Genomic DNA, 25,064 nt, shown 5'->3' on the forward strand with positions numbered 1-25,064 from the left:
AGGAAAACGTCTCGGTGGACGAAAAGCGTTCGGGGCTGGGCACGTGCACACGACGGTATCGCGGACCCGGCGTCCCACTCAGGCGCGGTATCGATCGACGTCGATCGAGTCGAACTCGACGAACTCGATCGAGAAACTGCGCTCGGCCGGGACGACGTCGTACGTGGCGAGAAAGTCCCTGATACCGCTCATCCCGCCGAAGTCGCCGCGGTACCAGCGAAACAGGTGCGGTATTTTGACGGTGGTTCGATCCTCGTCGTAGCTGACCGTTTCGGAGAGGTACCACTCCGTCGCGACGTCGAGTTCGTGGTCGACGTCGGTCGGCGAGTAGACCGAGACCGGCGGGGCGTGATCGCCGCTCCGATCGAGTGCGAAGTGGACGCGGGGATCGCACGATTCGAGCCGGAACCGACGTTCGAATCTCGCCGGAAACGGTCGTGGAAGGTAGCCAAATCCCCAGCGCAACTTCGATCGACGGAGCAGTCCGTCGCGTACGTCGGTGAGGCTCAGCGTCGTTCCGGCGATCGGAATCTGGTTCCGGGAGTAAAAGCGCAACCTGGCCAGCCGACCGTCGTCTATCTCGCCGTCGTACTCCTCTAACAGGAGGTGGACGTACGCGTTGAAGACGTTGAGCCAGAACGCCAGGCGGTGTGGCCGGTCGGCCAGAATCCCGGCGAGTGACTCCTGGTCCAGATTGGCGAGGTGATCTCGAAGCTCCGTCGGGTCGCCCCCGGTTTTTACGGTGTATAGCAGATCGGCCGCCGCAGAGAGTGGATCGAGCTGCGCCGACATTACACGAGACTTCGTCGACCACCGTCTTGAAGCCGCCCTGTGGATAAACCTGACTCTCGTCCTTTCTCGTGAGTAAACGTCAAATTACAGGCGAAACGGACCGAATCAGTGACCTCACTTTACTCACTCGCGCCCTCTATCAAACGAGGTGAAACGACCGGGAGCGACGTTGCTCGCCCTCGCGGGTGTGTTCGCCGTACTATCGTTGCTACTCGTGTTGCCGTTTCTCCAGTACGTGTTGCTCGCCGTTCTGCTCGCGTACGTCCTCGCTCCGCTTCAACGGCGCCTCGAAGGTCGTCTCTCTCCGACGATCGCAGCCGGCTCGCTCGTCGCCCTCGCGGTCGTTGCGTTCGTCGTTCCGTTCGCGATCGCGCTCGCCGTGATCGCCGAAGACGCCGTCACGCTCGCACAGGACGTCGACGCTGACACCCTCCAGCTCGGCGAACTCGAATCCGTGATCGCGGACGTAACCGGCTACGAGGTAGATATCACGGAGGAGGTTTCGGGTCTCGGCCAGGAGGCCGGGACGTTTCTGGCAGAGCAGGCGACGACGTACTTCGCGATGGCCACGCACGCGATCATCGGCCTCGGTCTCACCCTCTTTCTACTGTACTACCTCCTCAAGGACGGCGACTCGTTGGTCTCCTGGATTCGAGAACACACGCCGGTTCCGTCGGAGTTTCAGGATCGCCTCTTCTCTGAGATCGACGACGTCATGCGCGCGGTACTCATCGGGCACGTGCTCATCGCCTTCGTCGAGGGGTTGATCGCAGGGATCGGGCTCTTCGCGACCGGCATTCCGAACGCCGCCTTCTGGACGGTGGTCATGATGATCCTCGCGTTGATTCCGCTCGTCGGGGCCTTTCTCGTCTGGGGGCCCGCCGTCGGCTACCTCCTTCTCACGGGGGAGCCGGTCCTCGCCGGGGCGCTCTTCGTCTACAGCGCGATCGTCGTCGGCGTTTCGGACGACTACCTGCGCCCGCTCGTCGTCGATCGGTACGCCCAGATCAATCCGGCCGTCATCATCCTCGGCGTCATCGGTGGCGTCTACGCGTTCGGGGTGATGGGGTTGTTCTTCGGACCGGTCGTGCTCGGGGCGCTGATCGCGACGGTGTCCGTGCTCGACGAGTACTGGGAGCGCCAGGACCGGCGTCACGACGACCCTTGACTCTCGTACTCGCACGAGAAACGAGTAGCCGGCGGTTCGACGCCGGCGATCCGTCGCCCTTTTGGCCGGCGAACGCCCAGTAGGCGATAGATGGCCCGCTATCACATCGAGACGTACGGCTGTACGTCGAACCGCGGAGAGAGCCGCCAGATCGAGCGGCGACTCCGCGACGCGGGCCACCGCCGGGTCGAGGGCGTCGACGACGCGGACGTCGCGATCTTGAACACGTGTACGGTCGTCGAGAAGACCGAACGAAACATGCTCCGTCGCGCCGAGGAACTGGCCAACGAGATGGCCGACCTCTACGTGACCGGCTGCATGGCGCTGGCTCAGGGCGAGTCGTTCGTCGACGCCGGCATCGACGCCGAGGTTCTCCACTGGGACGAGGTACCCGAGGCGGTCACCAACGGCGAGTGCCCGACGACGACGCCCGACGCCTCGCCCGTCTTGGACGGCGTGGTCGGCATTCTCCCCATCGCCCGCGGTTGCATGTCGGACTGCTCGTACTGCATCACGAAGTTCGCGACCGGGAAGATCGAATCGCCGCCGATCGAGGAGAACGTAAAGAAGGCACGCGCCCTCGTTCACGCCGGCGCGAAGGAGATACGAATCACCGGCCAGGACACCGGCGTCTACGGCTGGGACACGGGCGAGCGCACGCTCCACGAACTACTCGAACGCATCTGTGAGATAGAGGGGGAGTTCCGCGTGCGCGTCGGGATGGCCAACCCGAAGGGCGTCCACGGTATCCGCGAGGACCTCGCCGACGCCTTCGCCGCCAACGAGAAGCTCTACGACTTCTTGCACGCACCCGTCCAGTCCGGCTCGGACGACGTCCTCGGCGACATGCGCCGCCAGCACCAGGTCGCGGAGTTCCGGGACGTCGTTGAGACGTTCGACGATCGACTTCCCTACTGGACGCTTTCGACGGACTTCATCGTCGGCTTTCCGACGGAGACCGACGACGATCACGCCCGGTCGATGGCCCTGCTCGAAGAGACGCGACCCGAGAAGATCAACGTCACCCGCTTTTCCAAGCGACCGGGGACCGACGCCGCCGAGATGAAGGGCCTCGGTGGAACGGTCAAGAAGGAGCGCTCTTCGGAGATGAGCGAGCGAAAGCGCGACATCGTCGGCGAGGCCTACGCGGCCATGGTCGGTGAGACCCGCGAGGACGCACTGGTCGTCGAGGAGGGCGTCGGCGATTCGGTGAAGTGTCGCGACTCGGCCTATCGGCAGCTCATCGTCCAGAACGCCAGCGAGCACGGACTGGAACCGGGAGATTTCGTCGACCTCGAGGTGACGGCCGCGGAGACGATGTACGCGTTCGCCGACCCGATCTGAGTCCGGTGCATTCGATCGCGCGACAATAACACGACGCATACGAGTTTGGGCCCGCCCATTCGATCGAGCAATCCCGGCGATCGCCAGCTATGTTCCCGTCACCACTCGAACTCGACGGCGCGTGACTCCTCGACGACCGTGGCGTCGTCCAGTTCGGCGAACGCCCCGTGGAGTTGGTCGTAGGACTCGTCGAGTGCTTCGACGATCACCTTCGTATCCCCGACGACGGGCATGAAGTTTGTGTCGCCCTGCCAGCGCGGGACGACGTGGGTGTGGACGTGGTCGTCGATCGATCCACCGGCTGCGGTTCCGAGGTTCAAGCCGACGTTGAAGCCTTCTGCGTCCATCGCGTCCTCGAGCGCCGCGAGCGTTCGCTGTTTCAAGCGGGCGTGGTCGAGCAACGTTTCGGCTTCAAGCGAATCGAAATCTCCGGTGTGCGTTCGTGGAATGACCATGACGTGGCCCGGGCTGTACGGATAATTATTCAACAGAACGAAACTTCGAGGGCTACGCGCGACGACGAACGTCTCTCTGTCGTCCTGGCGTTCGGGGAGCTCACAGAACGGGCACGTCGACTCGGCTTCGGGGGGCCGATCTCTGGTGACCCACTCGATCCGCCAGGGTGCATACAGCTGGTCCATACCGGCGACTCGGCGTCCGTCGGCCTAAAGCTGTTCACCCGATCGACCTGTGGAGTAGAGCGCTGTGGGCTGGAGTCGATTGATCGATCCGCCCTGAACCGATGCTGACTCGGCCAATAATACCAAATTACTTTGCTATCAACGGGCTATACAATAACCCGAACGACGGCCGGAGAACGAACGTTGAACCTTCTCGAACTCTCTCGATCTCTTATCTGTTCACCCCGCCTCCGTCTGTCGGTTTTACGAATCAGATTTCGAAATGAAACAGGGATTTATATCTAAGATAGCGCAAGTAACGTACAGATGGCAACGACAGACAACTCATTTAACGGGCTGACCGAGCACTGCGAAGATTGCGAGCTGGATACGCTCCACGAGGTCTCCGTCCAGATCCGGACCGAGAGCCTCAAAGAAGAAAACAGTCAGTTCTCGCGCGAACCCTACCGGGTTACCGAGTGCCAGCGCTGTGGCCACCGGAGCAGCCAGCGGATGAACAACGCGTAATCGGCGTCGATCGCCACGGACGTGGGCACCCCCGTTCACCACACGTGTGCGACCGGGCAGACTCCCCCATTTTCGAACCAGTTGAGTCTCGACGAACGGTCGTTACGGTCGTCGCCACGTTTCTCTCACCGTGTCGGCGTCGTGACTTGCGCTCTCACCGCGTTCGCGTCGTGACTTCACAGCCGTCGTGGGTGACGATAACCGTGTGTTCTTTCTGACTGACCAGACACCCGTCGTCTTCTTTCAACACCGGGTAGCCGTGGACGAGATTGTTGCGCTTGAGCCGTCGAAGGGCCATCTCGGCCCGGTCCGTCTCTAGCCAACGCGTCGCGAACGGGAGCGTTCGAAATTCCTCGGTTATCTGTTCTAGCGCCTTTCGCGCCTGTCTGTTTCTGATCGCGCCCTCGCGTTCGAGCGAGAAAATCTCCTCTTTCGCCCCTTCGGACACCTTCCCACCACCGTCGGTCGCGAACGGCTCGATCGCGACGACGTCGCCGACCGAGAGCGTCGTCCCCTGCGAGACCGACCGGTTCGGAATCGTCGGATCGGTGTGTTGTTCCCAGTGGCCGAGGCCGTGGCCGGTCAGATTGACGACGGGGTTGTAGCCGTAGCCGTCGATGACCGATTCGATTTCGGCTCCGATCTCTCCCGTATCGACGCCGGGTTCGATCATGTCGATCGCGGCGTCTAAGGCCTCGGCGGGTGCGACGGCGAGGTCGTCGTGCCCGGAGAGGTCGACCGTGATCGCCGTGTCCGCGAGCCAGCCGTCGACGTGGACGCCGATGTCGAGGTTGATCATCTCCTCGCCGAAGGTCGAGTCGTCGTCGATGCTCGGCGTGGCGTGTGCCGCCTCTTCGTCGATCGAGATGTTCACCGGGAAGGCCGGCGTTCCGCCGAGTTCGCGGATTCGGTCTTCGGCGTACTCGGCGATCTCCAGGTGAGAGACGCCGACGTCGACGCGCGCGGCGGTCTCCTCGCGCACCTGGGCGAGGATTTCGCCGGCCTCTCGGTGTTTTTCGTACTGCTCGGCGTCGAGATCGACCTCGGTGTCGGCCATGGTTCGAGTTTGGCGGGTCGACAAAAAGAGATTGCGCCTCTCCGATCGGTGGGAAAAGACCGCCGTCGCCAGTCGCACACAGCGCAGTCCGTACGATACGTGACGAAACGATTATCGGTCGACGTACGGGCAGGCTGGACACGCGGAAACGCCCTGCACGTTCGACAGCGACGTCTCACAGCGGGGACAGCGGGTGATGGGGTACGTCCGGGGTTCGAGCATGGAGCGCACCGAGGAAGTCGACGATAATAAATGTCTGGTTCGACAGTCGTCGAACTTCGAGATGGTTCTACGCCGTCGAATCGATCCGCCGGGCGAACTGATTGCGTTGAATCGACCGGGAGTAGCGTTTTATTCGTCGAGAGTCATGAGCCCACATGGCCGCGGACGATCCGCCATCGCTCCTTCGTTCGGCAGTTGACACCCTTCCGATCAACCTGGCTATCCTCGACGCGGATGGCACGATCGTCTACACCAACCAATCCTGGAAACAGTTCGGAACTGAAAACGAGATAGATCTCCGTCCGGATACGATCGGCGTCAACTACCTGGAGGTGGCAGGGAAGGACACGTCGGAAACCGGACGACGAGCCATCGACGGACTTCGCGAGATTCTCGCGGGCGAACGGGACGTGTTCGAACTCGAGTATCCGTGTCACTCCCCATCGGTCGAACGGTGGTTTCTCATGCGAGCAACCTCGTTTCGCCACGACGGGGAGCGCTACGTCTCTGTCGCACACTCGGACATCACGGACCGATACGAATCGGAACGCGAACTGGAGCGTTCGAACGAACGCCTCGAACAGTTCGCCCACGCCGCGAGTCACGACCTCCAGGAACCGCTCAGGATGGTGACGAGTTATCTCGATATGCTAGAACGGCGCTACGGAGCGGAACTGGACGAGGAGGCGATCGAGTTCATCGAGTTCGCTACCGACGGCGCGTCGCGGATGAAGGCGATGATCGACGGCCTCCTCGAATACTCTCGGGTCGAAACGGCGACGTCGCCGTCTAAATCGGTCGATCTCGACGCCGTCCTCTCCGACGTGCGTACCGACCTGGGACGTCGGATCGAGGAGACCGACGCGGAAATTACGACCGAATCGCTACCGATCGTCAGGGGCGATCCGAGTCAGCTCAGACAGGTGTTTCAGAACTTGCTCGACAACGCGATCGAGTACAGCGGAGAGACGCCTCCGCGCGTCGACGTCTCCGCGACCCGTCTCGACGGGATGTGGCGTCTCTCGGTCAGCGACGACGGGATCGGGATCGATCCGGCGAACGAGGACCGAATCTTCGGCGTGTTCGAACGATTACACACCCACGAGGAGCACACCGGATCGGGAATCGGCCTCGCCCTCGTAAACCGTATCGTCGAGCGACACGGCGGCGACATCTGGGTCGAATCGGAGCAGGGAGCCGGCTCGACGTTCTCGTTTACCCTTCCGCCGGCGACGGACGAGGCTGACGGTACCGAGGCTGGTTGACTCCGTCCGTGGCCTAGTCCCGAGCGACGGCGCTCTGCATTCCCTCGCTGTTGTAAGCGGAACCGACGGTTCCGTTCGCGTCGATCGCGATCACGCCGGCGCTCGAGCCGGTCAGTTCGCCGAACTCGTCGATCGCGAGGCTGGTCGCCGCATCGGCGTCGAGTCCGCGTTCGACGTGCCTGGAAACGCGGCGCGAAAGGGTCACGCGGGCAATATCTTCACCGGCACCCGTCGCGCTCACGCCCGCGGCCGGGCCGCAGTAAAACCCGGAACCGACCTGCGGGACGTCCCCGACGCGACCCGCGAGGGCCAGCCATCGGCCGCCGGTCGAGGTCGCCGCGGCGAGCTGGCCGTCCTCGAACGCGACGGCGCCGACCGTGTCGTGGTCGTGTTCGTCGCCGACGCCGGCAGCGTCCGTCTCTCGTCCGTCGGGATCGGACCGGCCGTACCGATCGCGGATCCAGGCGAGGTGTGCCCTCGCGTCGCCGTCCGGGGCGTCGAGTTCGTTCCACTTCTCGCGCGTGCGTTCGGACCAGAGATCCATGCCCGTTTCGATTTCGAACGCCTCGGCCAATGCAACCGCGTGGTCGCCGGAGACGAACCCGTGCGGTGTCTCTTCCATGACGGCGCGGGCGACGCTGACGGCGTGTTCGACGCCCGGCATCGAGCACGCGGCGCCGATTGCGCGGTCGTCGGTCATGATTCCGGCGTCGGTCCGGACGACGCCGTCGCTCTGGACGGCTCCGCCGACCCCCGCGTTGAACCGGGGTGACGATTCGAGTACCGTGACCGCCGCTTCGACGGCGTCCAGCGGCTCGTCGGCGCTCACACCGGCGTCGGCTGCGTCGTCGAGGACGGCCTGTCTGGGTTCCGGTTCGTCTGGACGACCACCCGCGCCACCGTGGACGATTACCTGCATACGGGAGGAGTTCGAGCCAGGGTGTGTAACCTTCACGGTTCCGGACAATCGCGACCGGTCCCGTTCGGCCGTCGAATTCCGACGACTCAGTCCTCGATATCGTCTCAACGGTTACTACTCGGGCCCGCGTCCGTCCGTATATGGAACGTGACCGAACGAGCGGCGTACCGATCGATGGCGACGCGGAGGTGGACGCGGTCTACATCTCCCCGCTGGCCGACTTCCTGCTCGTTCTCTCGATCACCGTGTTCGCCACCGTCGCGGGTGTGACGTTACTCGTGCTGTGACCGTCTCGTGAAGCTGTCTCTCGAGGGCGTAATCGAGTGGGGTGTGGCCAACGAGCGTACGCTCTGGATCGCCGCGGTCGTCCTGTACGGCGTCGGCGATACCGCGACGACGTTCGTCGGCTTGTCCGCGGACGGCGTCGAAGAGATCGGGCCCGTGGCGGGTCCGCTCATGGATCGCTACGGTCAGTGTTCGCTCGTCGGAGTGAAAGTGACTCTCTTTGGCGCATTCTGGATGCTGTGGCGCACCCTCGAGACGACTGCTCGCGTCGCCGTTCCGATGGCTGTCGCGCTCGTCGGCGCGCTCGTCACGGTCTGGAACCTCCTGGTGATCCTCGCGGCCTGAGAACCACCGAATCGAGTCCGTACCTGCGCCGAACCGTACCGGATCGACCATCGCGACCGTCGGTGACGTCGTCACCGCGTCGTGGCTTCCACCGCCTGACCGGCAGGAAATGGATGCGCTTTTAGGCGCGTCTACGGGAGTTACAGACGAGATGAGTTACGACAAGATCGAAGTCCCCGATGACGGGGCGAAGATCACGCTGAAAGAAGGGACGGACGACGAACTCGAGGTTCCGGATAACCCAATTATCCCGATAATTTACGGTGACGGCGTCGGCTCGGACGTCGGCCCCGCAGCACAGACCGTACTCGACGCGGCGGCGAAGGCGACGGGTCGAGAGATCCACTGGATGCGCGTCTACGCCGGGGAATCTGCACGTGAGACGTACGACGAGAACCTCCCGGACGAGACCGTCGAAGCCATCAAAGAACACCGCGTCGCCATCAAGGGTCCGCTGACGACGCCCGTCGGCGCCGGCTTCCGCTCGCTCAACGTCGGCCTTCGTAAACTGCTCGACCTTTACGCGAACGTTCGACCGACCTACCACCTGGACGGCGTTCCGTCGCCGGTCAAAGAACCCGAGAAGATGGACATGGTCACGTTCCGCGAAAACACGGAGGACGTCTACGCCGGCATCGAGTGGGAAGCCGGCACCGACGAGGTCGAACAGGTCAAGGCGTTCGTCGAAGACGAGATGGGTGCCGACGGCGTCATCCACGACGGCCCAGTCGGCATCGGCGTCAAGCCGATCACGGAGTTCGGGACGAAGCGACTCGTCCGCCGCGCAATCGACTACGCGCTCGAACACGACCGCGACTCGGTGACGCTCGTCCACAAGGGCAACATCATGAAGTTCACCGAGGGTCAGTTCCGCGACTGGGGCTACGAAGTTGCCGACGAGGAGTACGGCGACGAGGTCATCACCGAAGACACCCTCTGGGAGGAGCGAGATGGCGAGATGCCCGACGACGCCGTCGTCGTCAACGACCGCATCGCCGACAACATGCTCCAGCAGATCCTCACCCGCACCGACCAGTACGACGTCGTCGCGACGATGAACTTAAACGGCGACTACATGTCCGACGCCTGCGGCGCTCAGATCGGCGGCCTCGGCATCGCCCCCGGTGCCAACTTCGGCGACGGTCGGCTGCTCGCCGAACCCGTCCACGGCTCCGCGCCGAAGTACGAGGGCCAGGACAAGGTCAACCCCACGGCGATGATCCTCTCGGGTCGCATCATGCTCGAGTACATGGGCTGGGACGACGCCGCCGACCTCGTCCGTGACGCCGTCGAGGCGACCATCGTCGACGGTCTGGTCACCTACGACCTCGAACGCCAGCTCGACGACGCCGAGAAGCTCGCCACCAGCGAGTTCGCCGACGCAGTCGTCGAGAACATCGAAACGCTGTCGTAATCGACTCGACGTCCGGACAACGTATTTTTCGTCGGTCCGTTCGCCGGTCTCGGCCGCACAGGAACGCGAGTAGTCTCTCAGGCCAACCGATCGGTAACAATCGGTTACACACCACAACGTTTTCTCTCGGCCCGGCGTCAGATCGGTGACCTGACTGCGATGTTGCAACCTATCGACCGACGGACGATCCACGACCGACACTCGCTGCGATGAACGTCCTCGTCACCGGCGGCGCCGGGTTCATCGGCTCGCACGTCGCCCAGGCGCTGCTCGACGGTGGACACCACGTCGTCGTTCTCGATTCGATGGATCCGTACTACGACACCGAGATCAAAGCCGAGAACCGCTCGTGTTGTGAGCGGACGGCCGCCCACCGGTACTACTTCGTCGAGGGATCGATCACCGACGCGGATCTGGTCGACCGCGTCTTCTCGAGCTACGGGATCGAGTTCGTCTTCCACCAGGCGGCGCAGGCGGGCGTCCGGACCAGCGTCGAGAATCCGCACAAGCCCCACGAGATCAACACCACCGGCCTCCTCACGCTCCTCGAAGCGGCGGCCGACCACGACGTCGTCCGCTTTGTCAACGCCTCATCGTCGTCGGTCTACGGCCACGACGAATACCTGCCGTACGACGAGGCCCATCCGACGAGACCCCGAAGTCCTTACGGGGTGACGAAACTCACCGCCGAACACTACTGCCGCGTTTTCACGGAGATCCACGGTCTGCCGACGGTCTCGCTCAGGTACTTTACGGTCTACGGCCCGCGAATGCGTCCGAACATGGCGATTTCGAACTTCACCTCGCGCTGTCTGAGCGGCGAGCCGCCGGTTATCTACGGCGACGGCCAGCAGTCGCGCGATTTTACCTACGTCGACGACGTCGTCTCCGCGAACCTCGCACTGCTCGAGACCGACGCCGCCGACGGAGAGGTGATGAACGTCGGTTCGTCCGGTTCGATCACGATCGACGAACTCGCCGCTCACGTCGTCTCTGTCACTGGCGCTGACGTTGAGCCAGTCTACGACGACCCCAGAGCGGCGGACGCCAGACACACCCACGCCGACGTCTCGAAGGCGCGCCGACTCATCGGCTACGAACCGACGACGGACATCCGCGACGGCGTCTCGCGCTTTGTGGAGTGGTACGCCGACAATCGCGAGTGGTACGAACCGCTCGTTCGGGCGTCGTAGAAATCAAATCCACCCTGGTGCGTCGCTGATTGTGAATCGACGTAGTCCGCCTACCGACAGTGTGTCGGTTGGCCGCATGCCAACTGTTTTGATGTGACCCGACAAATTGTCGGGTATGGATGGAGACGAACGTCGCCTATCGTCCGATCGCTCCGGGCGTGGTCCGTCGGTCGATCTCGATGCACTACGCGATTGTTTGGACGCGTATCCGCTGTCGATTGCCGTTGTTTTCGGTTCTACCGTCCAGGGAACGGCCACTCAGTTTAGTGATCTCGATGTCGGCGTCGTGTTCGAATCATCGGTCGAGCAATCGAGACGGGTCCGACTGATCGGTTCGATCACCGCAACGATCTCCGCAGAAATGAACTGGGACGCGGTCGATGTCGTCGATCTCGAACGAGCCTCTCCATCGATCGCGTACAACGCTCTTTCGACCGGAATTCTGGTCGTCGGAACCGAGCCAGAGGCAGCGGAGTTAGAAGCGAAACACCTCCGACGGAAGCTCGACTTTGCCCCGGTCAAACGTGAGTGGCAGGCGGCGTTAGACTGCCGACTCGCGGAGGGATCGTATGGTCGATCCTGATCGAATCCGATCGAAACTCGGTTCACTCGAAACCTATCTTCGCGGCCTGGAGGAGAAGAAAAATTGTGGTGAATCTACCTATTTGCAGGATCGAGACCTACAGGATATCGTAGAGCGACGCTTCGAGAAAGCGATACGGTGCTGTCTCGACATCGCCTCGCACATCGTTGCGACCGAAGGGTACCGCGAACCGACGGATTACGGCGATCTCTTTCGAATTTTAGAGGAAGAATCGATTCTCACGTCATCAACGGCGGATCGGATGGTCGAAATGGCTGGATTCAGAAACGTATTGGCACACGAGTACGCGGACATCGTCGACGAGTACGTCTACGCACACCTTCAGGACTTCGAACACTTTCGGACGTTCGCCGCCGAAATCGCCGAGAACTTGCCCGAAGTCGAGTGACTATGGTCGAATCCGCCGTCCACGCCGTCGTCCCGGCAGCCGGTCGCGGGACGCGCCTCGCGCCGCTCACCGACGACCGGCCGAAACCGCTCGTCGAGATCGCGGGACGTCCGCTCCTGGCCCGCGTCTTCGACGCCCTCTCTTCGGTCGATCTCGCGTCGTACGTGGTCGTGATCGGCTATCGCGGCGAGCAAATCCGCGACCGCTTCGGCGACGCCTACGACGGTACCCCGATCGAGTGCGTCACCCAGTCGGACCCGATCGGGCTCGCAGATGCCGTCCGTCGGGCGGGTCGCGTCGTCAGCGGCGATCCGTTCGTCGTCTGTAACGGCGACAACGTGTTGAACGACGATCTCTCGCGGCTCGTAACCCCGTCGCTCCTCGATCCGTCCGCACCCACCGAATCCAGCGTTCTCGTCGAACGAACTACGCGACGGCGCGCCGGCGAAACGGGCGTCGTCGTGACGACTGATTCCGGTCGGATCGAGAGGATGGTCGAAAAGCCCGACGAGCCGCCGTCTACGCTCGTCAGTGCCGGCGCGTACGCCTTTTCGCCGTCGATCGTCGAGGCGTGCGAGGCGATCGATCCCGCTCCGACCGGCGAGTACGAGCTAGCAGACGCCATATCCTATCTCGTCGAACGGGACCGATCCGTCGAGGCCGTACCGCTTCGGAGACAGCGGGTCAACGTCAACGATGTCGAGGACCTGGACCAGGCCGAAGAACGCGTCGATCAGTGACTCGATTACGAACGGTTCGTCCACAACGAGCCGCCCGCCGCGAAGGCTTCGATCACTCGACCGTGACGCTCTTTGCCAGGTTTCGCGGTTTATCGATCGACCGACCCTTCTCGTTGGCGACGTGGTAGGCGAACAGCTGGAAGTAGACGTTCGCCACCAGAGGTGAGAAGACGCCGGCGTCGGGTACCTCGAACGCGACGTCGAGCGAGCCGGCGTCGACGCCGGCCGTGGTGACGCCGATCGTCGGCGCGCCGCGCGCCTGTACCTCAGCGACGTTGTTCAGACTCTCGCGACGACCGGCCCCGTCGGTCAGCACGGCGAGCACGGGCGTCTCGTCTGTCACTAACGCGAGCGGACCGTGTTTGAGCTCTCCCGCCGGGAACCCTTCGGCGTGGTCGTAGGAGATCTCCTTCAATTTCAACGCGCCTTCCAGGGCGACCGGGTAGCCGTAGGATCGACCGACGAAGAAGAAGGCGTCCGAGTCCGCGAACGTCGTCGCAACCGCTCGAATCTGTTCTTCCCGATCGAGCACTTGCTGGATGGCGCCAGGAAGTGCCGTGAGGTCTTCTAAGTGCTCTCTGGCCGTTGCGGCGGTCAGTGTCCCTCGTTCTCTGCCGACCGCGATGGCGAGGAGCGCGAGGGTACTCACTTGCGAGGCGAACGTCTTCGTCGCGGCGACGCCGATCTCCGGACCAGCGCGGATGAATAACGCGTCGTCGGCTTCCCTGGTGACGGAACTTCCGAGCGTGTTCGTCACGCCGAGCGTTCGCGCGCCGGCACCCCTCGCCTCGCGTAACGCAGAAAGGGTGTCCGCGGTCTCCCCGCTCTGTGTGACCGCGACTGCGAGCGTTCGCCACGGATCGCGACCGCCAGTGAACGCGTATTCACTCGCGGTCACCGACGTCGCTCGCACGTCGGCCAGCGACTCGAACAGCGTCGCGGCGTACCGACCGGCGTACGCGGACGTTCCGCAGGCGAGAAACTGGACTTCCTCTACGGATTCGAGGTAGCCCTGCGGAAAGTCGACGTCGAGCGACGCCGTGCCAGTGTCAACGTCGACACGACTACCGAGCGCCTGTCGGAGCGCGGTGGGTTGTTCGTGAATCTCCTTTCGCATGTAATGGTCGTATCCGCCCTTCTGCGCGGCGTCGGCGTCCCACTCGACCGTCGATATCGACGGTTCGACCCGGCGTCCGTCGCGGTAGATCGACACGGAGTCGGGCGTCAGGACGGCGACGTCACCGTCGTCCAGGTAGGTCACCTCGCGAGTGTGCTCGACGAGCGCCGGGACGTCGCTCGCGAGAAACGCCGCGTTCGATCCGTGACCGACGACGAGGGGGCTCTCGTTTCGGGTCGCGACGATGCAGTCGTCGCGCTCGTGTATGGCCGCGATCGCGTAACTTCCATCGAGGCGGTCGACGACAGACTCGAGCGCTCGACGGACGCGCCACGCGACATCACTCGAATCTGGGGCGTCCGCCGATTCCCCCTCTCTACTCGCCGTCCCACCGTCCGGGCGGCCCGGGCTACCGTCGCGTGGAGGCGAGTCCGGACCAGACTCCTCGAGCGAGTCGAGCTCGCGTTCGAGCAGGTGGGCGACGACCTCCGTATCGGTCTCGCTGGTGAACGTGTGCTCGTCGAGATCTGCCTTCGCCGCCTCGTAGTTCTCGACGATACCGTTGTGTACGATCGCCAGGCGATCGTCGCAGCCGGTGTGTGGGTGAGCGTTCTCGTCGGTCGGCGCGCCGTGGGTCGACCAGCGAGTGTGGCCAATGGCGCTGATCGCGTCGGGGACCGTCGGGACCGAGAGCGCGGCCACCTCGCCGGCTCGCTTTTCGATCGTCAATTCGTCCGAACCGCCGGATCGGAGCGCGACGCCGGCCGAGTCGTACCCCCGGTACTCGAGCGTCTCGAGTCCGCGGTAAACGATCGGACCGGCCGATTCGTCGCCGACGTAGCCGAATATTCCACACATGTTAGCCCCTCCTGACGAGCGTCTCGCTCTCGAGTCGACCGCCGACGCTCACGCCGTGGTCGATCCGGACGCCGTCGCCGACGATCGTCCCGGGGTCGATCGTTACGCCGCCACCGACGCGCGCGGTGTCGCCGACGACACCGCCGAATTCGACGTCGTCGAACACCTCTCCCTCGACGACGACCGAGGCGGATCCTCCCGGAAGGGTCGTATTCGGCCCGATTCGAGCGCTCTCGCCGACGACGGCGTCGCGAACGATCGCGCCCGGTTCGATCACCGCGTCCGCCAGCACGACGCTGTTTGCCACGACGGCGTTCGCGCCGACGGTCACGTTGTCGCCGAGGGCGGTCGCCCCGTCGATCGTGGCGTTCGGACCGATCCGCACGTTCGTTCCGACGACGACGTCCTCGGCCGTGGTGGCGGTCTCGTGCGTTCGCTCGAACGATCCGTCGCGACCCTTCGGTTCGATCGTCGCCGCGGTGACGTAGAGCAGGTCCCAGAGGTGCGAGACGTCGAGCCAGGTGCCGCGATACCTGACGGTCGAGATCGATCCCGTTTCGACGTACGACGCGAGGGTCGTGGTGATGGCGAGTTCGCCGTCTTCCTGCGGCGTCTCGTAGATGGCCCTGAAGATGTCGGCGTCGAACCCGTAGACGCCGGCGTTGATGAGCGCCGACGCCGAGACGGCGGCCGGTTTCTCCTCGATCGAGACGATTCGATCGCCGTCGAGTTCGATCACGCCGTACTCGCTCGGGCGCTTCGAGGGCGTCACGCTCACGACGGGTGACCCCGATTCTAGCAAGGTGGATCGGACGTCGCGGATGAGCGACGGGTCGACGATGCGATCGCCGTTTAACACCAGAAACGGACCGTGGACGACGTCTTCGACCTGGGAAACGGCGTGGGCGGTGCCGAGTCGCGTCGATTGGTCGACGTACTCGATCGTTACGCCCCAGTCGTCGCCGTCGCGAAAGTGGGTCCGAATCCGTTCCTGGCGGTGGCCGACGACCATCACGACTCGGTCGATACCCGCTTCGGCGATGGCCGAGACGACGTACTCGAGGAGGGGCCGATTCGCTACCGGAAGCATGGGCTTCGGTCGCCGGTGGGTCAGCGGGGTCAGTCGCCGCCCTTCGCCGGCGGCGAGAATCACGGCGGGGACGTCCCGATCGTTCATACCTCTCGTTCGTCGGTCGGATACTTCAAGTTGGCTGGGTGGACGTCGAGTTTGCTGGGTTGCACGCGGCGGGTGAACTCGTTTGCCTCTCCTCGTGGGATGATCCTCGCCGTCCGAAGTCGGTCGCAACGACTATTGGACTCAGCGAGAACAGATCCGGACATGCAAACTGTCGTGCTCGCCGCCGGTCAGGGAACGCGAATGCGGCCGCTGACCGACGAGCGGCCGAAGCCGATGTTGCCCGTCGCGAACCGCCCGCTCGTGTCCCACACCGTCGACGGCGCGGTCGCCGCCGGTGCCTCCCGTATCGTCCTCGTGGTCGGCTACGAATCGGATCCGATCCGCGAGTACTTCGGCGAGACACACGGGGGCGTGCCGATCACGTACGTCACGCAGCACGAGCAGGCGGGGACGGCCGACGCGGTTCGGACCGCCGGCCCCGAACTCGATGCCGAACCGTTCGTCGTGCTGAACGGTGACGCCCTCTTCGAGCAGGACGGACTCGACCGGCTGTACGACGGCGGCCCGGCGATCGCCAGCGTTCGCGTCGACGATCCGACCCACTACGGCGTGCTCGATGTCGAGGAGGACGTCGTCACGGGTATCGTCGAGAAACCCGCCGATCCGCCGTCGAACCTGATCAACGCCGGCGCCTACCTGTTTCCGTCGGAGGCGCGCGACTGGCTGGACGTCCCGCAAAGCGAACGCGGAGAACACGAGTTGACGGACGTCCTGGAGCGGACGATCGACCGCGTCGACGTCCGTCCCGTCGCCCTCGGCCGCTGGCTCGACGTCGGCCGTCCGTGGGAACTGCTTGAGGCGAACGAATGGCGGATCGAAGCGCTCGCCGAATCCTCTCCCGGCGGGTCGTTCGAAGGCTCGGTCAGCGATGACGCCACGATCGTCGGCCCGGTGGTCGTCGAGGCGGGTGCGACCGTCCGGGAGGGGGTGACGATCGAGGGGCCGGCGCTGATCCGCTCGGGTGTGACGGTCGGCCCGAACGCGTACGTCCGCGGGACGACGCTGATCGGCGAGGGTGCCCGCGTCGGACACGCGGTCGAGGTGAAAAACAGCGTCCTTATGTCCGGGGCGTCGGTCAATCACCTCTCGTACGTCGGCGATTCGATCCTTGGACGCGACGTCAACTTCGGGGCCGGGACGGTCGTCGCCAACCTTCGCCACGACGACGAGCCGGTACAACTCACGGTCAAGGGTGAGCGCGTCTCGACGGGCCGACGCAAGTTCGGCGTCGTCCTCGGCGACGGTGCCAAGACCGGCATCGATTCGAACCTGAACGCCGGCGTCACGCTCTCGACGGGAGCGACGACGCGTCCGGGAGAGACGGTTACTCGTGATCGGTAAAGTCGCGAAGTGAGCCGGTGGCGATCGAGCGGTCCCCGCTGATCGACTGAATCGGACGGTCGTCGTAATTCGGGTGGTAGTGATTCGCGTGCCTCTCACCGCCTAATACGGACCCCAACGTTTTCGACGTCGCACCGCAGATCCCTTCGTATGTCTCTCTTCGGAACGAGCGGGGTACGCGGACCGGTCGGCGACGTCGTGACGGCGGAACTCGCGCTCGCGGTCGGGCGAGCCGTCGGCGTCGACGCCGAGACCGTCGTGATCGGCCGCGACGTCCGCGAGAGCGGCGAACTTCTCGCCGACGCCCTCGCGGCCGGACTGCGCGAGTCGGGAACCGACGTCGTCTCAATCGGCGTCGCGAGCACGCCGACGATCGCTCGCAGCGTCGGCTGGTACGATGCCGACGCGGGCGTCGCTGTCACCGCGTCGCACAACCCGCCTGAAGATAACGGAATCAAACTCTGGGACGAAACCGGCATGGCGATGGCCCGATCCCGACTCGACGAGATAGAGCGTCGGATGGGCGTCGACGAGTACGCCCTCGCGACCTGGGACGAAATCGGCGGTATGACCGACCGAGGTGACGCCATCTCTCGTCACGTCGCGGCGATCGCCGACGCGGTCGAGATCGACGATCCGCCGAGGGTGGTCGTCGACGTCGGCTGTGGCACAGGTTCGATCACGGCGCGGGCGCTCCGGGAACTGGGCTGTCACGTCGAGACGCTAAATGCCCTGCCGGACGGTCGATTTCCGGCGCGGCCGAGCGAGCCCAACGCCGACAATTGCAGCGCGCTCGCGGCGGTAGTCGAGGCGATCGACGCCGATATTGGCGTCGCCCACGACGGTGACGCCGACCGACTCCTCGCCGTCGACGAGGAGGGGACGATCCTCGAGGGGGACGTCCTCCTCGCCCTCTTCGGACGGGACGCGGTCGAGCGGGCCCGCAGCGCAAGCGGTGACGGGACGGCGAACGAACCGCTCGTGGCCGCGCCGGTCAACACGAGCCTCGCGGTCGACGACGCGCTGGCGGACGTCGGTGCCTCGCTCACGCGAACGCGCGTCGGTGATGGCTACGTCGCCGAGCGAACGAACCAACCAGATGTCGTTTTCGGCGGCGAACCGTCTGGGGCGTGGATCTGGCCGGAGGAGACGCCGTGTCCGGACGGCCCGCTCGCGGCCGCTCGGCTCGCTGCGCTCGTCGCCCGTCACGGGCCGCTGTCGTCGCTTTCGGCCGCCGTCCCTGCTTACCCGATCTACCGCGCGGCCGTCGAGACGCCGGAGAAGGGCGCGGTCATGCAGGCGCTCGGCTCGGCGATCGCAGACGGGGCCGGACCCGGTCCGATCGAGGAAACCGACGATCGTGACGGACTCCGCGTCGACCTGGGTGATGCCTGGTACCTCGTTCGAGCTAGCGGGACCCAGCCGCTGGTTCGCGTTACTGCACAGGCCAGAGACGAAGAGCGCGCCCGGGCGGTGTTCGAGGACGCCCGCGCCCTGGTCGAATCGGTGGTCGAGAACGCGTAGCGTCTGTCCTCTGTGCCCCACTGCCGGCTCCGTAGTGGGGTTTCATACGATTCCCGAAAGGATATGTCGGTCGACGTACCATCCTGTTTGTATGTACGCTGTCGTCCTCGCGGCGGGGAAAGGGACTCGTCTCGAACCGCTCACCGAGGATACGCCGAAGGCGCTGGTCGAGGTCGACGGAACGCCGCTCATCGAGGACGTCTTCGACAACCTCATCGACGTCGGCGCGACCGAGTTGATCGTCGTCGTCGGCCACCTGAAAGAACAGATCATCGAACGCTACGACGACGAGTATCGAGGCGTGCCGATCACGTACGCTCACCAGCGTGAACAGGCCGGTCTGGCTCACGCGATCTTGCAGGCCGAACCGTTCATCGACGATGACTTCATGCTGATGCTCGGAGACAACATCTTTCGCGCGAATCTCGGCGACGTCATCAACCGCCAGCGAGAGGACCGGGCGGACGCGGCGTTCCTCGTCGAGCAGGTCCCCTGGGAAGAGGCCTCCCGGTACGGCGTCCTCGATACGAACGAGTACGGTGAGGTCGTCGAGGTGATGGAAAAGCCCGAGGACCCGCCGTCGAATCTCGTGATGACCGGCTTCTACACCTTCACGCCGGCCATCTTCCACGCCTGTCACCTCGTCCAGCCCTCCGACCGCGGCGAGTACGAACTCCCCGACGCGATCGACCTGCTGATCCAGTCCGGTCGAACGATCGACGCCATCCGCATGGACGGCTGGCGGATCGACGTCGGCTATCCGGACGATCGCGATCTGGCCGAAGAACGAATTCGCGAGCGCGGGCCGACGAAGGTGTCCGAGTAGTGCCCATCGAACTCCGCAGTCGAACCCACAAACCACAAACCCTCTCCCGTCGTTCGGGCTGACATGTACGTCTCCATCGTCGGCAGCGGCTACGTCGGAACGACCGTCGCAGCCTGTCTGGCCGACCTGGGTCACGAGGTGGTCAACGTCGACATCGACGAGGGGATCGTCTCGTCGATCAACGCGGGCGAGGCGCCGATCCACGAGCCGGGGTTGGCCCCGTTACTCGACGAACACGCCGGCGGTCGGCTCCGAGCGACGACGGAGTACGACGCGGTCGTCGATACCGACCTCACCATGCTCTGTCTGCCGACGCCGCAGGCGGACGACGGAACCCTCGATCTCGGGCCGATGCGGGCGGCGAGCGAGGCGCTCGGCGAGGCGCTGGCGGGAACCGACTCGGGCCACCTCGTCGTGGTCAAGAGCACCGTCCTGCCGGGAACCACCGAGGACGTCGTCGGGTCGACCGTCGCCGAAGTGTCGGGCCTGGCAGTCGGCGACACCCTCGAACTCGCGATGAATCCCGAGTTTCTCCGGATGGGGACGGCCGTCACGGACTTTCAGGAACCGGATAAGGTCGTCGTAGGGGCGACGAGCGAGGACGCCGCGACGCGACTCCGGGATCTCTACGCGCCGATCCTAGCGCGTGAGGGGACGAACTACGTCGAAACGGACGTCCGCGCTGCAGAACTTATCAAGTACGCGAACAACGCCTTTCTCGCCGCGAAGGTTTCGCTCGTCAACGAACTCGGAAACGTCGCGAAGGCCTACGATGCCGACGCCTACGAGGTCCTCGAAGCCGTCGGTCTCGACGACCGCATCTCCGATCGCTTCATGCGCTCGGGCCTCGGGTGGGGCGGGTCGTGCTTCCCGAAGGACGTCAACGCGATCCGCGCAGGGGCGCGCGAGCAGGGTTACGACCCCGAACTTCTGGACGCCGTGGTGGCGGTCAACGACGGCCAGCCGGACCGACTCGTCTCGCTGCTCGCCGAACACGTCGATCTCGAGGGCGCCACGATCACCGTCCTCGGCCTCTCGTTCAAACCCCACACCGACGACATCAGAAAGTCGCGCTCGCTCGAGGTAATAGATCGACTCCTCGCGCGGGGGGCGTCGGTCGTCGCCCACGACCCGGTGGCGATCGAGAACGTCCGAGACTACTACGCGGAGACCGATCGATCCGACTCGATCTCTTTCGACGACTCGATCGAGGGCGCGCTCTCTGGCGCCGATGGGGCCGTGCTCGCAACCGATTGGCCCGCCTACGAGCAACTGCCCGTCGAGGTGATGGGCGGACGCATCCTGGTAGACGGCCGTCGCGTCGACGTCGACCGCGACGAATTGGACGTCTACGAGGGGTTGACCTGGTGACGACGTCGGGCTGAGGTGATTGCGGACGCGACACGAGACGGCAACCGATCGATCGAGCCGTTCACTTTCGGGTCGCGGCCGAGACTTTTCCCGTCCGTCGACGACGAGATAGCCGGAGCTATCGGAGGACCATGATACTGACGCTTCTGGGTGCTGAATTCGAGATCGACGAGACCTATGTCTGTGAGACGAAAGAACCGGTTCGCCGACAGGTGCGGGCCTACGAGCGGGGCGACCGGACGACGTTCGATCTCGACGTGACGATTCCCGACGGGTTTCTCGGAGACGTGATGGGTCGGATGAACGAGATTCCCTACGGCGAGATGCGGACGTACGGGGAACTCGCCGCGTCGCTCGACACCGCCCCCGTCGCGGTCGGCCAGGCTTGCGCGGCGAATCCGATACCCCTGATCGTTCCGTGTCACCGGGTCGTGGCCAGCGACGGCTCGCTCCGTGGCTACTCGGGCGCTGGCGGTATCGAGACGAAACGCCGATTGCTCGATCACGAGTCGGCGAACAGTTCAGATTCGGTACAGGCGGAGTTGCCCGTCGATCGGTAGCGTATTTAGACCGAAGTCTGTGCCCACATTCGCCACAATCCCCACCGCTAAGTGTCGCGCCCGCGGACTCACGCCCAATGAACGGAAATCGATTCGGCCGGCTCTTCCAGGTGACGACCTACGGGGAGAGCCACGGACCGTCGATGGGGTGTACGATTTCGGGCTGTCCGGCGGGATTGGAACTCGACGAAGCGGACGTTCAACGCGAACTCGACCGACGAAAGCCGGGCCAGTCGACGATCACGACCAGTCGGGGCGAACCCGATTCGGTGTCCATCGAGTCGGGGCTCCAGGACGGGTACACGACGGGGACGCCGATCGGTCTCACGATCGAGAACAAGGACGCCCGATCCGGCAAGTACGAGCCGTTCATCACCTCGCCGCGACCCTCCCACGGCGACTTCACGTATTCGGCGAAGTTCGGCACGCGAAACTGGGGTGGCGGCGGGCGCTCGTCGGCCAGGGAGACGGTAAACTGGGTCGCTGCGGGGGCAATCGCGAAGAAACTCCTCTACCGCGAGGGTATCGAGATCGCCGCCCACGTCAACCAGATCGGTGACGTCGCCGCCCCCGACGTGGACTTCGAGACCATCCGCGACACCGTCGACGAGACCGACGTGCGCTGTGCCCACCAGGAGACGGCCGCGCGCATGCACGAACTCGTCGAGGAGTACCAGCGACGAGGCGACTCGATCGGCGGGAGTATCTACTTCGAGGCGCGCGGCGTCCCGGTCGGCCTCGGTGCCCCGCGATTCGACTCGCTCTCGGCGCGACTCGGCCAGGCCATGATGGCCGTTCCGGCGACGACGGCGTTCGAGTTCGGTCTCGGGCGCGAGGCACGCGACTATTCGGGAACGGAGCGCAACGACGAATGGGAGTTCGATGGTGACGGTACCCCCGTTCCCGTAGAGAACGACCACGGCGGCATACAGGGCGGCATCTCCTCGGGCGAGCCGATCTACGGTGAGGTCACGCTCCACGCGCCGACGTCGATTCCGGCCGAACAACAGACGGTCGACTGGGAGACCGGCGAGGTGATCGAGGACGCCCAGGTTATCGGCCGCCACGATCCGGTGCTTCCACCTCGCGGCGTTCCGGTCGTCGAAGCGATGCTCGCCCTCACGCTCGTCGATTTCATGTTGCTCTCCGGCCGGATCAATCCCGACCGCGTCGACGGCTCGCCTGGCGAGTACGCCACGGACTACCATCCGAGCAATCCACGAACCGAGGAGTAGTCCGTCCGGAGATTTGCCCGTCCGACGCGGACGATGTGGTTGTCACCGTCAGAGATGCGTATCAATCTGCGTATCAATTTCGTCACCCCAGATTCTGCGGGACCGTGTCCGCACACGTATCGTGTACCGAACGTCCATCCCGATTCTACATTCCTCATGATAAATGCATGCTAATCGATAGCAAAGGCTTTAGACGCTGTCTCGCAAAATTCGCGTACGGAGCCATCGAGGCCATACATTAGTAACCATGAGCAACGACGAACTCATCTGGCGGATCGCGGGCGGTTCCGGGGACGGGATCGACTCGACGAGCCAGAACTTCGCGAAGGCCCTCATGCGTTCGGGGCTCCACGTATTCACGCATCGCCACTACCCATCGCGGATTCGTGGCGGTCACACGTACGTGGAGATCCGGGCGGCGGGCCACGAGGTACAGTCACGCGGGGACGGCTACAACTTCTTGCTCGCGCTGGGAGACTCGTTCGCGCGCAACCCCCAGGAGGACGCCTACTACGGCAACGAGGAGCTCAAACCGCTCTCGGAGAACCTAGACGAGCTGCGAGAGGGCGGCGTCATCGTCTACGACGAAGGGCTGTTGACCGAAGACGACGTCGCCGAACTCGACCTGGAGGCGAGAGCCGAGGAGAACGACTGGTACGTCTACCCGGTCGACCTCCGCGGTCTCGCGAAGGAACACGGCCGTGAAGTGATGCGAAACACGGCCGGCGTCGGCGTCACCGCGGCGCTGATCGACATGGACCTCGCCCACATCGAGGACCTGATGGAAGACGCCATGTCCGGCGACGTTCTCGAGGCCAACCTCGCGATTCTCCACGAGGCCCACGACATGGTCGAGGCGGAGTTCGACGAGGTGCCCGAGCTGACGGTGCCCACCGGCGAACACGACGCGGCGCAGGCGCTACTTTCGGGATCGAACGCGATCGCCTACGGGGCGATCGACGCCGGTTGCCGGTTCATTTCCGGCTACCCGATGACGCCGTGGACGGACGTCTTCACCATCCTTAGCCAGAACTTCCCAGACATGGGCGGCGTCGCAGAGCAGGTCGAAGACGAGATCGCGGCGGCGGCGCTCGCGGTGGGCGCGAGTCACGCAGGTGCGAAGGCCATGTCCGGATCGTCGGGCGGTGGCTTCGCCCTGATGAGCGAGCCGCTCGGGCTGGCGGAGATGACTGAAACGCCGATCGTGCTGCTCGAATCGATGCGCGCCGGTCCGTCGACCGGGATGCCGACGAAGCCGGAGCAGGGCGACCTCGAGTTCGTCCTCTACACGAGCCAGGGCGACTCCGCCCGCGTCGTCTTCGCACCCGGCAACGTCGAGGAGGCGTACGAGCAGACGCGTCTCGCCTTCGAGATCGCCTACGACTACCAGATCCCGACGATCCTCATCTACGATCAGAAGCTCTCGGGTGAGAACACGAACGTCAGCGTCGACTTCTTCGATCGCGAGCCGAACCCCGATCTGGGTTCGACGCTCACCGAAGCGGAGCTGAAGGAGGCGGCCCACGACGCCTCGGGCAAGTTCGAGCGATTCGGCTACGACGACAACGAGAAAGGCGTGAGTCCGCGGTCGATCCCCGGCCAGGCGGGCGGGCGGTACCTCGCGACGGGTAACGAACACTCGCCGGTCGGTCACATCAGCGAGGATCCGGACAACCGGGTCTTCCAGATGGACCGCAGACTGGAGAAGCTAGAACACATCCGCGACGATCTGGACGAGGGCGAGACGAACCAGACGTACGTCGGCCCAGACGACGCCGAGTACGGCATCATCACCTGGGGCTCGTCCCAGGGGGCCGTGTTCGAGGCCGTCTCCCGACTCAACGATGACGACCACTCCGTGAGAGCCGTGAGCGTCTCGGACATGATGCCGTTCCCGGAGACGGAACTCACCGAGTTCATCGAGGGCGTCGACGAGGCGATGGTCGTCGAGATGAACGCGACGGCACAGTTCCGCGGGCTGATCCAGAAGGAGCTCGGCCGCTACGGCGAGAAGCTCACCAGCCTGCTGAAGTACAACGGCAACCCGTTCGAGCCCGCCGAGATCGTCGAAGGATACGAGATCAACGTCGACGGCGGCGAGGCCGAACCCAGCGCACAGGTCCGGATCGAACCGGCCGCAGGTGATTGAT

Annotated in this window: 24 protein-coding genes; 18 read left to right on the forward strand and 6 right to left on the reverse strand. The window is 64.3% G+C overall.

What is annotated here, in order from left to right:
• Positions 1-78 precede the first annotated feature (78 nt).
• Complete coding sequence (locus NKH31_RS13590; RefSeq protein ID WP_254862332.1) at positions 79-792, reverse strand: DUF547 domain-containing protein; 714 nt, start codon at positions 790-792, stop codon at positions 79-81.
• A gap of 148 nt (positions 793-940) precedes the next feature.
• Here NKH31_RS13590 and NKH31_RS13595 point away from each other — a divergent pair, with 148 nt between their 5' ends.
• Together NKH31_RS13595 and NKH31_RS13600 are read left to right on the forward strand one after the other, a co-directional pair.
• Positions 941-1,960, forward strand: coding sequence for an AI-2E family transporter (locus NKH31_RS13595; protein ID WP_254862333.1), 1,020 nt, complete (start codon positions 941-943; stop codon positions 1,958-1,960).
• Between the two features lie 90 nt (positions 1,961-2,050).
• On the forward strand, positions 2,051-3,304 hold the full coding sequence (locus NKH31_RS13600; RefSeq protein ID WP_254862334.1) for a tRNA (N(6)-L-threonylcarbamoyladenosine(37)-C(2))-methylthiotransferase: 1,254 nt from the start codon (positions 2,051-2,053) through the stop codon (positions 3,302-3,304).
• 98 nt (positions 3,305-3,402) lie between these two features.
• Here NKH31_RS13600 and NKH31_RS13605 read toward each other — a convergent pair whose 3' ends face one another.
• Positions 3,403-3,945 carry an HIT family protein gene (locus tag NKH31_RS13605; protein WP_254862335.1) on the reverse strand — a complete coding sequence of 181 codons (543 nt, stop codon included), beginning with the start codon at positions 3,943-3,945 and terminating at the stop codon, positions 3,403-3,405.
• A 306-nt stretch (positions 3,946-4,251) separates the two neighbouring features.
• Between NKH31_RS13605 and NKH31_RS13610 the strand changes: the two genes are divergently transcribed.
• Entirely contained in the window at positions 4,252-4,452 is a 201-nt protein-coding gene (locus NKH31_RS13610) for a DUF7835 family putative zinc beta-ribbon protein (protein WP_254862336.1), read from the forward strand.
• A gap of 154 nt (positions 4,453-4,606) precedes the next feature.
• Here NKH31_RS13610 and map read toward each other — a convergent pair whose 3' ends face one another.
• A complete protein-coding gene (gene map, locus NKH31_RS13615; RefSeq protein ID WP_254862337.1) occupies positions 4,607-5,509 on the reverse strand; it encodes a type II methionyl aminopeptidase in 903 nt (300 codons plus the stop codon).
• A gap of 377 nt (positions 5,510-5,886) precedes the next feature.
• Here map and NKH31_RS13620 point away from each other — a divergent pair, with 377 nt between their 5' ends.
• Positions 5,887-6,996, forward strand: coding sequence for a PAS domain-containing sensor histidine kinase (locus NKH31_RS13620; RefSeq protein WP_254862338.1), 1,110 nt, complete (start codon positions 5,887-5,889; stop codon positions 6,994-6,996).
• 13 nt (positions 6,997-7,009) lie between these two features.
• Here the strand turns inward: NKH31_RS13620 and NKH31_RS13625 are convergent, their stop codons facing one another.
• On the reverse strand, positions 7,010-7,915 hold the full coding sequence (locus NKH31_RS13625) for an isoaspartyl peptidase/L-asparaginase (protein WP_254862339.1): 906 nt from the start codon (positions 7,913-7,915) through the stop codon (positions 7,010-7,012).
• 140 nt (positions 7,916-8,055) lie between these two features.
• Here NKH31_RS13625 and NKH31_RS13630 point away from each other — a divergent pair, with 140 nt between their 5' ends.
• The 7 genes from NKH31_RS13630 to NKH31_RS13660 all read left to right on the forward strand — a co-directional run bounded on the left by NKH31_RS13630 (position 8,056) and on the right by NKH31_RS13660 (position 12,884).
• On the forward strand, positions 8,056-8,202 hold the full coding sequence (locus tag NKH31_RS13630; RefSeq protein ID WP_254862340.1) for a hypothetical protein: 147 nt from the start codon (positions 8,056-8,058) through the stop codon (positions 8,200-8,202).
• Positions 8,203-8,209: 7 nt separating this feature from the next.
• The gene (locus tag NKH31_RS13635; RefSeq protein WP_254862341.1) at positions 8,210-8,545 is read left to right on the forward strand and encodes a DUF5658 family protein; all 336 of its coding nucleotides are present in this window, start codon (positions 8,210-8,212) and stop codon (positions 8,543-8,545) included.
• Between the two features lie 151 nt (positions 8,546-8,696).
• Entirely contained in the window at positions 8,697-9,959 is a 1,263-nt protein-coding gene (gene icd / locus NKH31_RS13640) for an isocitrate dehydrogenase (NADP(+)) (protein WP_254862342.1), read from the forward strand.
• 209 nt (positions 9,960-10,168) lie between these two features.
• Positions 10,169-11,152 carry an SDR family oxidoreductase gene (locus tag NKH31_RS13645; protein ID WP_254862343.1) on the forward strand — a complete coding sequence of 328 codons (984 nt, stop codon included), beginning with the start codon at positions 10,169-10,171 and terminating at the stop codon, positions 11,150-11,152.
• Positions 11,153-11,267: 115 nt separating this feature from the next.
• Entirely contained in the window at positions 11,268-11,735 is a 468-nt protein-coding gene (gene mntA, locus NKH31_RS13650) for a type VII toxin-antitoxin system MntA family adenylyltransferase antitoxin (protein ID WP_254862344.1), read from the forward strand.
• Complete coding sequence (gene hepT / locus NKH31_RS13655) at positions 11,722-12,144, forward strand: type VII toxin-antitoxin system HepT family RNase toxin (protein WP_254862345.1); 423 nt, start codon at positions 11,722-11,724, stop codon at positions 12,142-12,144. The genes mntA and hepT overlap by 14 nt, the downstream gene beginning before the upstream one ends.
• A gap of 2 nt (positions 12,145-12,146) precedes the next feature.
• The gene (locus NKH31_RS13660) at positions 12,147-12,884 is read left to right on the forward strand and encodes a nucleotidyltransferase family protein (RefSeq protein ID WP_254862346.1); all 738 of its coding nucleotides are present in this window, start codon (positions 12,147-12,149) and stop codon (positions 12,882-12,884) included.
• 52 nt (positions 12,885-12,936) lie between these two features.
• Here NKH31_RS13660 and glmS read toward each other — a convergent pair whose 3' ends face one another.
• Positions 12,937-14,859 (reverse strand): glutamine--fructose-6-phosphate transaminase (isomerizing), encoded by a 1,923-nt coding sequence (gene glmS / locus NKH31_RS13665; protein ID WP_254862347.1) that lies wholly within the window; start codon positions 14,857-14,859, stop codon positions 12,937-12,939.
• Position 14,860: 1 nt separating this feature from the next.
• Complete coding sequence (locus NKH31_RS13670; RefSeq protein WP_254862348.1) at positions 14,861-16,036, reverse strand: sugar phosphate nucleotidyltransferase; 1,176 nt, start codon at positions 16,034-16,036, stop codon at positions 14,861-14,863.
• Between the two features lie 162 nt (positions 16,037-16,198).
• Between NKH31_RS13670 and glmU the strand changes: the two genes are divergently transcribed.
• The 7 genes from glmU to NKH31_RS13705 all read left to right on the forward strand — a co-directional run bounded on the left by glmU (position 16,199) and on the right by NKH31_RS13705 (position 25,063).
• Positions 16,199-17,398 carry a bifunctional sugar-1-phosphate nucleotidylyltransferase/acetyltransferase gene (gene glmU, locus NKH31_RS13675; RefSeq protein ID WP_254862349.1) on the forward strand — a complete coding sequence of 400 codons (1,200 nt, stop codon included), beginning with the start codon at positions 16,199-16,201 and terminating at the stop codon, positions 17,396-17,398.
• Positions 17,399-17,548: 150 nt separating this feature from the next.
• Positions 17,549-18,922 carry a phosphoglucosamine mutase gene (glmM, locus tag NKH31_RS13680; protein ID WP_254862350.1) on the forward strand — a complete coding sequence of 458 codons (1,374 nt, stop codon included), beginning with the start codon at positions 17,549-17,551 and terminating at the stop codon, positions 18,920-18,922.
• A gap of 91 nt (positions 18,923-19,013) precedes the next feature.
• Positions 19,014-19,748, forward strand: a complete 735-nt coding sequence (gene aglF, locus NKH31_RS13685; protein ID WP_254862351.1) for a UTP--glucose-1-phosphate uridylyltransferase AglF — start codon at positions 19,014-19,016, stop codon at positions 19,746-19,748.
• A 63-nt stretch (positions 19,749-19,811) separates the two neighbouring features.
• On the forward strand, positions 19,812-21,119 hold the full coding sequence (locus NKH31_RS13690; RefSeq protein ID WP_254862352.1) for a UDP-glucose dehydrogenase family protein: 1,308 nt from the start codon (positions 19,812-19,814) through the stop codon (positions 21,117-21,119).
• Positions 21,120-21,250: 131 nt separating this feature from the next.
• A complete protein-coding gene (locus NKH31_RS13695; protein WP_254862353.1) occupies positions 21,251-21,679 on the forward strand; it encodes a methylated-DNA--[protein]-cysteine S-methyltransferase in 429 nt (142 codons plus the stop codon).
• Positions 21,680-21,756: 77 nt separating this feature from the next.
• Positions 21,757-22,914 (forward strand): chorismate synthase, encoded by a 1,158-nt coding sequence (aroC, locus tag NKH31_RS13700; protein ID WP_254862354.1) that lies wholly within the window; start codon positions 21,757-21,759, stop codon positions 22,912-22,914.
• A 247-nt stretch (positions 22,915-23,161) separates the two neighbouring features.
• Positions 23,162-25,063 (forward strand): 2-oxoacid:acceptor oxidoreductase subunit alpha, encoded by a 1,902-nt coding sequence (locus NKH31_RS13705; RefSeq protein ID WP_254862355.1) that lies wholly within the window; start codon positions 23,162-23,164, stop codon positions 25,061-25,063.
• Position 25,064: the final 1 nt, after the last annotated feature.

This window comes from Halovivax gelatinilyticus, from assembly GCF_024300625.1.
Classification (GTDB): Archaea; Halobacteriota; Halobacteria; order Halobacteriales; family Natrialbaceae; genus Halovivax; species Halovivax gelatinilyticus.

Excerpts from the sequence above, each read along its gene's own strand:
- NKH31_RS13590 (WP_254862332.1), bottom strand. The coding sequence starts at position 792 with ATGTCGGCGCAGCTCGATCCACTCTCTGCGGCGGCCGATCTGCTATAC.
- NKH31_RS13600 (WP_254862334.1), top strand. The coding sequence starts at position 2,051 with ATGGCCCGCTATCACATCGAGACGTACGGCTGTACGTCGAACCGCGGA.
- NKH31_RS13605 (WP_254862335.1), bottom strand. The coding sequence starts at position 3,945 with ATGGACCAGCTGTATGCACCCTGGCGGATCGAGTGGGTCACCAGAGAT.
- NKH31_RS13610 (WP_254862336.1), top strand. The coding sequence starts at position 4,252 with ATGGCAACGACAGACAACTCATTTAACGGGCTGACCGAGCACTGCGAA.
- map (WP_254862337.1), bottom strand. The coding sequence starts at position 5,509 with ATGGCCGACACCGAGGTCGATCTCGACGCCGAGCAGTACGAAAAACAC.
- NKH31_RS13620 (WP_254862338.1), top strand. The coding sequence starts at position 5,887 with ATGGCCGCGGACGATCCGCCATCGCTCCTTCGTTCGGCAGTTGACACC.
- NKH31_RS13625 (WP_254862339.1), bottom strand. The coding sequence starts at position 7,915 with ATGCAGGTAATCGTCCACGGTGGCGCGGGTGGTCGTCCAGACGAACCG.
- NKH31_RS13630 (WP_254862340.1), top strand. The coding sequence starts at position 8,056 with ATGGAACGTGACCGAACGAGCGGCGTACCGATCGATGGCGACGCGGAG.
- icd (WP_254862342.1), top strand. The coding sequence starts at position 8,697 with ATGAGTTACGACAAGATCGAAGTCCCCGATGACGGGGCGAAGATCACG.
- NKH31_RS13645 (WP_254862343.1), top strand. The coding sequence starts at position 10,169 with ATGAACGTCCTCGTCACCGGCGGCGCCGGGTTCATCGGCTCGCACGTC.
- mntA (WP_254862344.1), top strand. The coding sequence starts at position 11,268 with ATGGATGGAGACGAACGTCGCCTATCGTCCGATCGCTCCGGGCGTGGT.
- hepT (WP_254862345.1), top strand. The coding sequence starts at position 11,722 with ATGGTCGATCCTGATCGAATCCGATCGAAACTCGGTTCACTCGAAACC.
- NKH31_RS13660 (WP_254862346.1), top strand. The coding sequence starts at position 12,147 with ATGGTCGAATCCGCCGTCCACGCCGTCGTCCCGGCAGCCGGTCGCGGG.
- glmS (WP_254862347.1), bottom strand. The coding sequence starts at position 14,859 with ATGTGTGGAATATTCGGCTACGTCGGCGACGAATCGGCCGGTCCGATC.
- NKH31_RS13670 (WP_254862348.1), bottom strand. The coding sequence starts at position 16,036 with ATGAACGATCGGGACGTCCCCGCCGTGATTCTCGCCGCCGGCGAAGGG.
- glmU (WP_254862349.1), top strand. The coding sequence starts at position 16,199 with ATGCAAACTGTCGTGCTCGCCGCCGGTCAGGGAACGCGAATGCGGCCG.
- glmM (WP_254862350.1), top strand. The coding sequence starts at position 17,549 with ATGTCTCTCTTCGGAACGAGCGGGGTACGCGGACCGGTCGGCGACGTC.
- aglF (WP_254862351.1), top strand. The coding sequence starts at position 19,014 with ATGTACGCTGTCGTCCTCGCGGCGGGGAAAGGGACTCGTCTCGAACCG.
- NKH31_RS13690 (WP_254862352.1), top strand. The coding sequence starts at position 19,812 with ATGTACGTCTCCATCGTCGGCAGCGGCTACGTCGGAACGACCGTCGCA.
- NKH31_RS13695 (WP_254862353.1), top strand. The coding sequence starts at position 21,251 with ATGATACTGACGCTTCTGGGTGCTGAATTCGAGATCGACGAGACCTAT.
- aroC (WP_254862354.1), top strand. The coding sequence starts at position 21,757 with ATGAACGGAAATCGATTCGGCCGGCTCTTCCAGGTGACGACCTACGGG.
- NKH31_RS13705 (WP_254862355.1), top strand. The coding sequence starts at position 23,162 with ATGAGCAACGACGAACTCATCTGGCGGATCGCGGGCGGTTCCGGGGAC.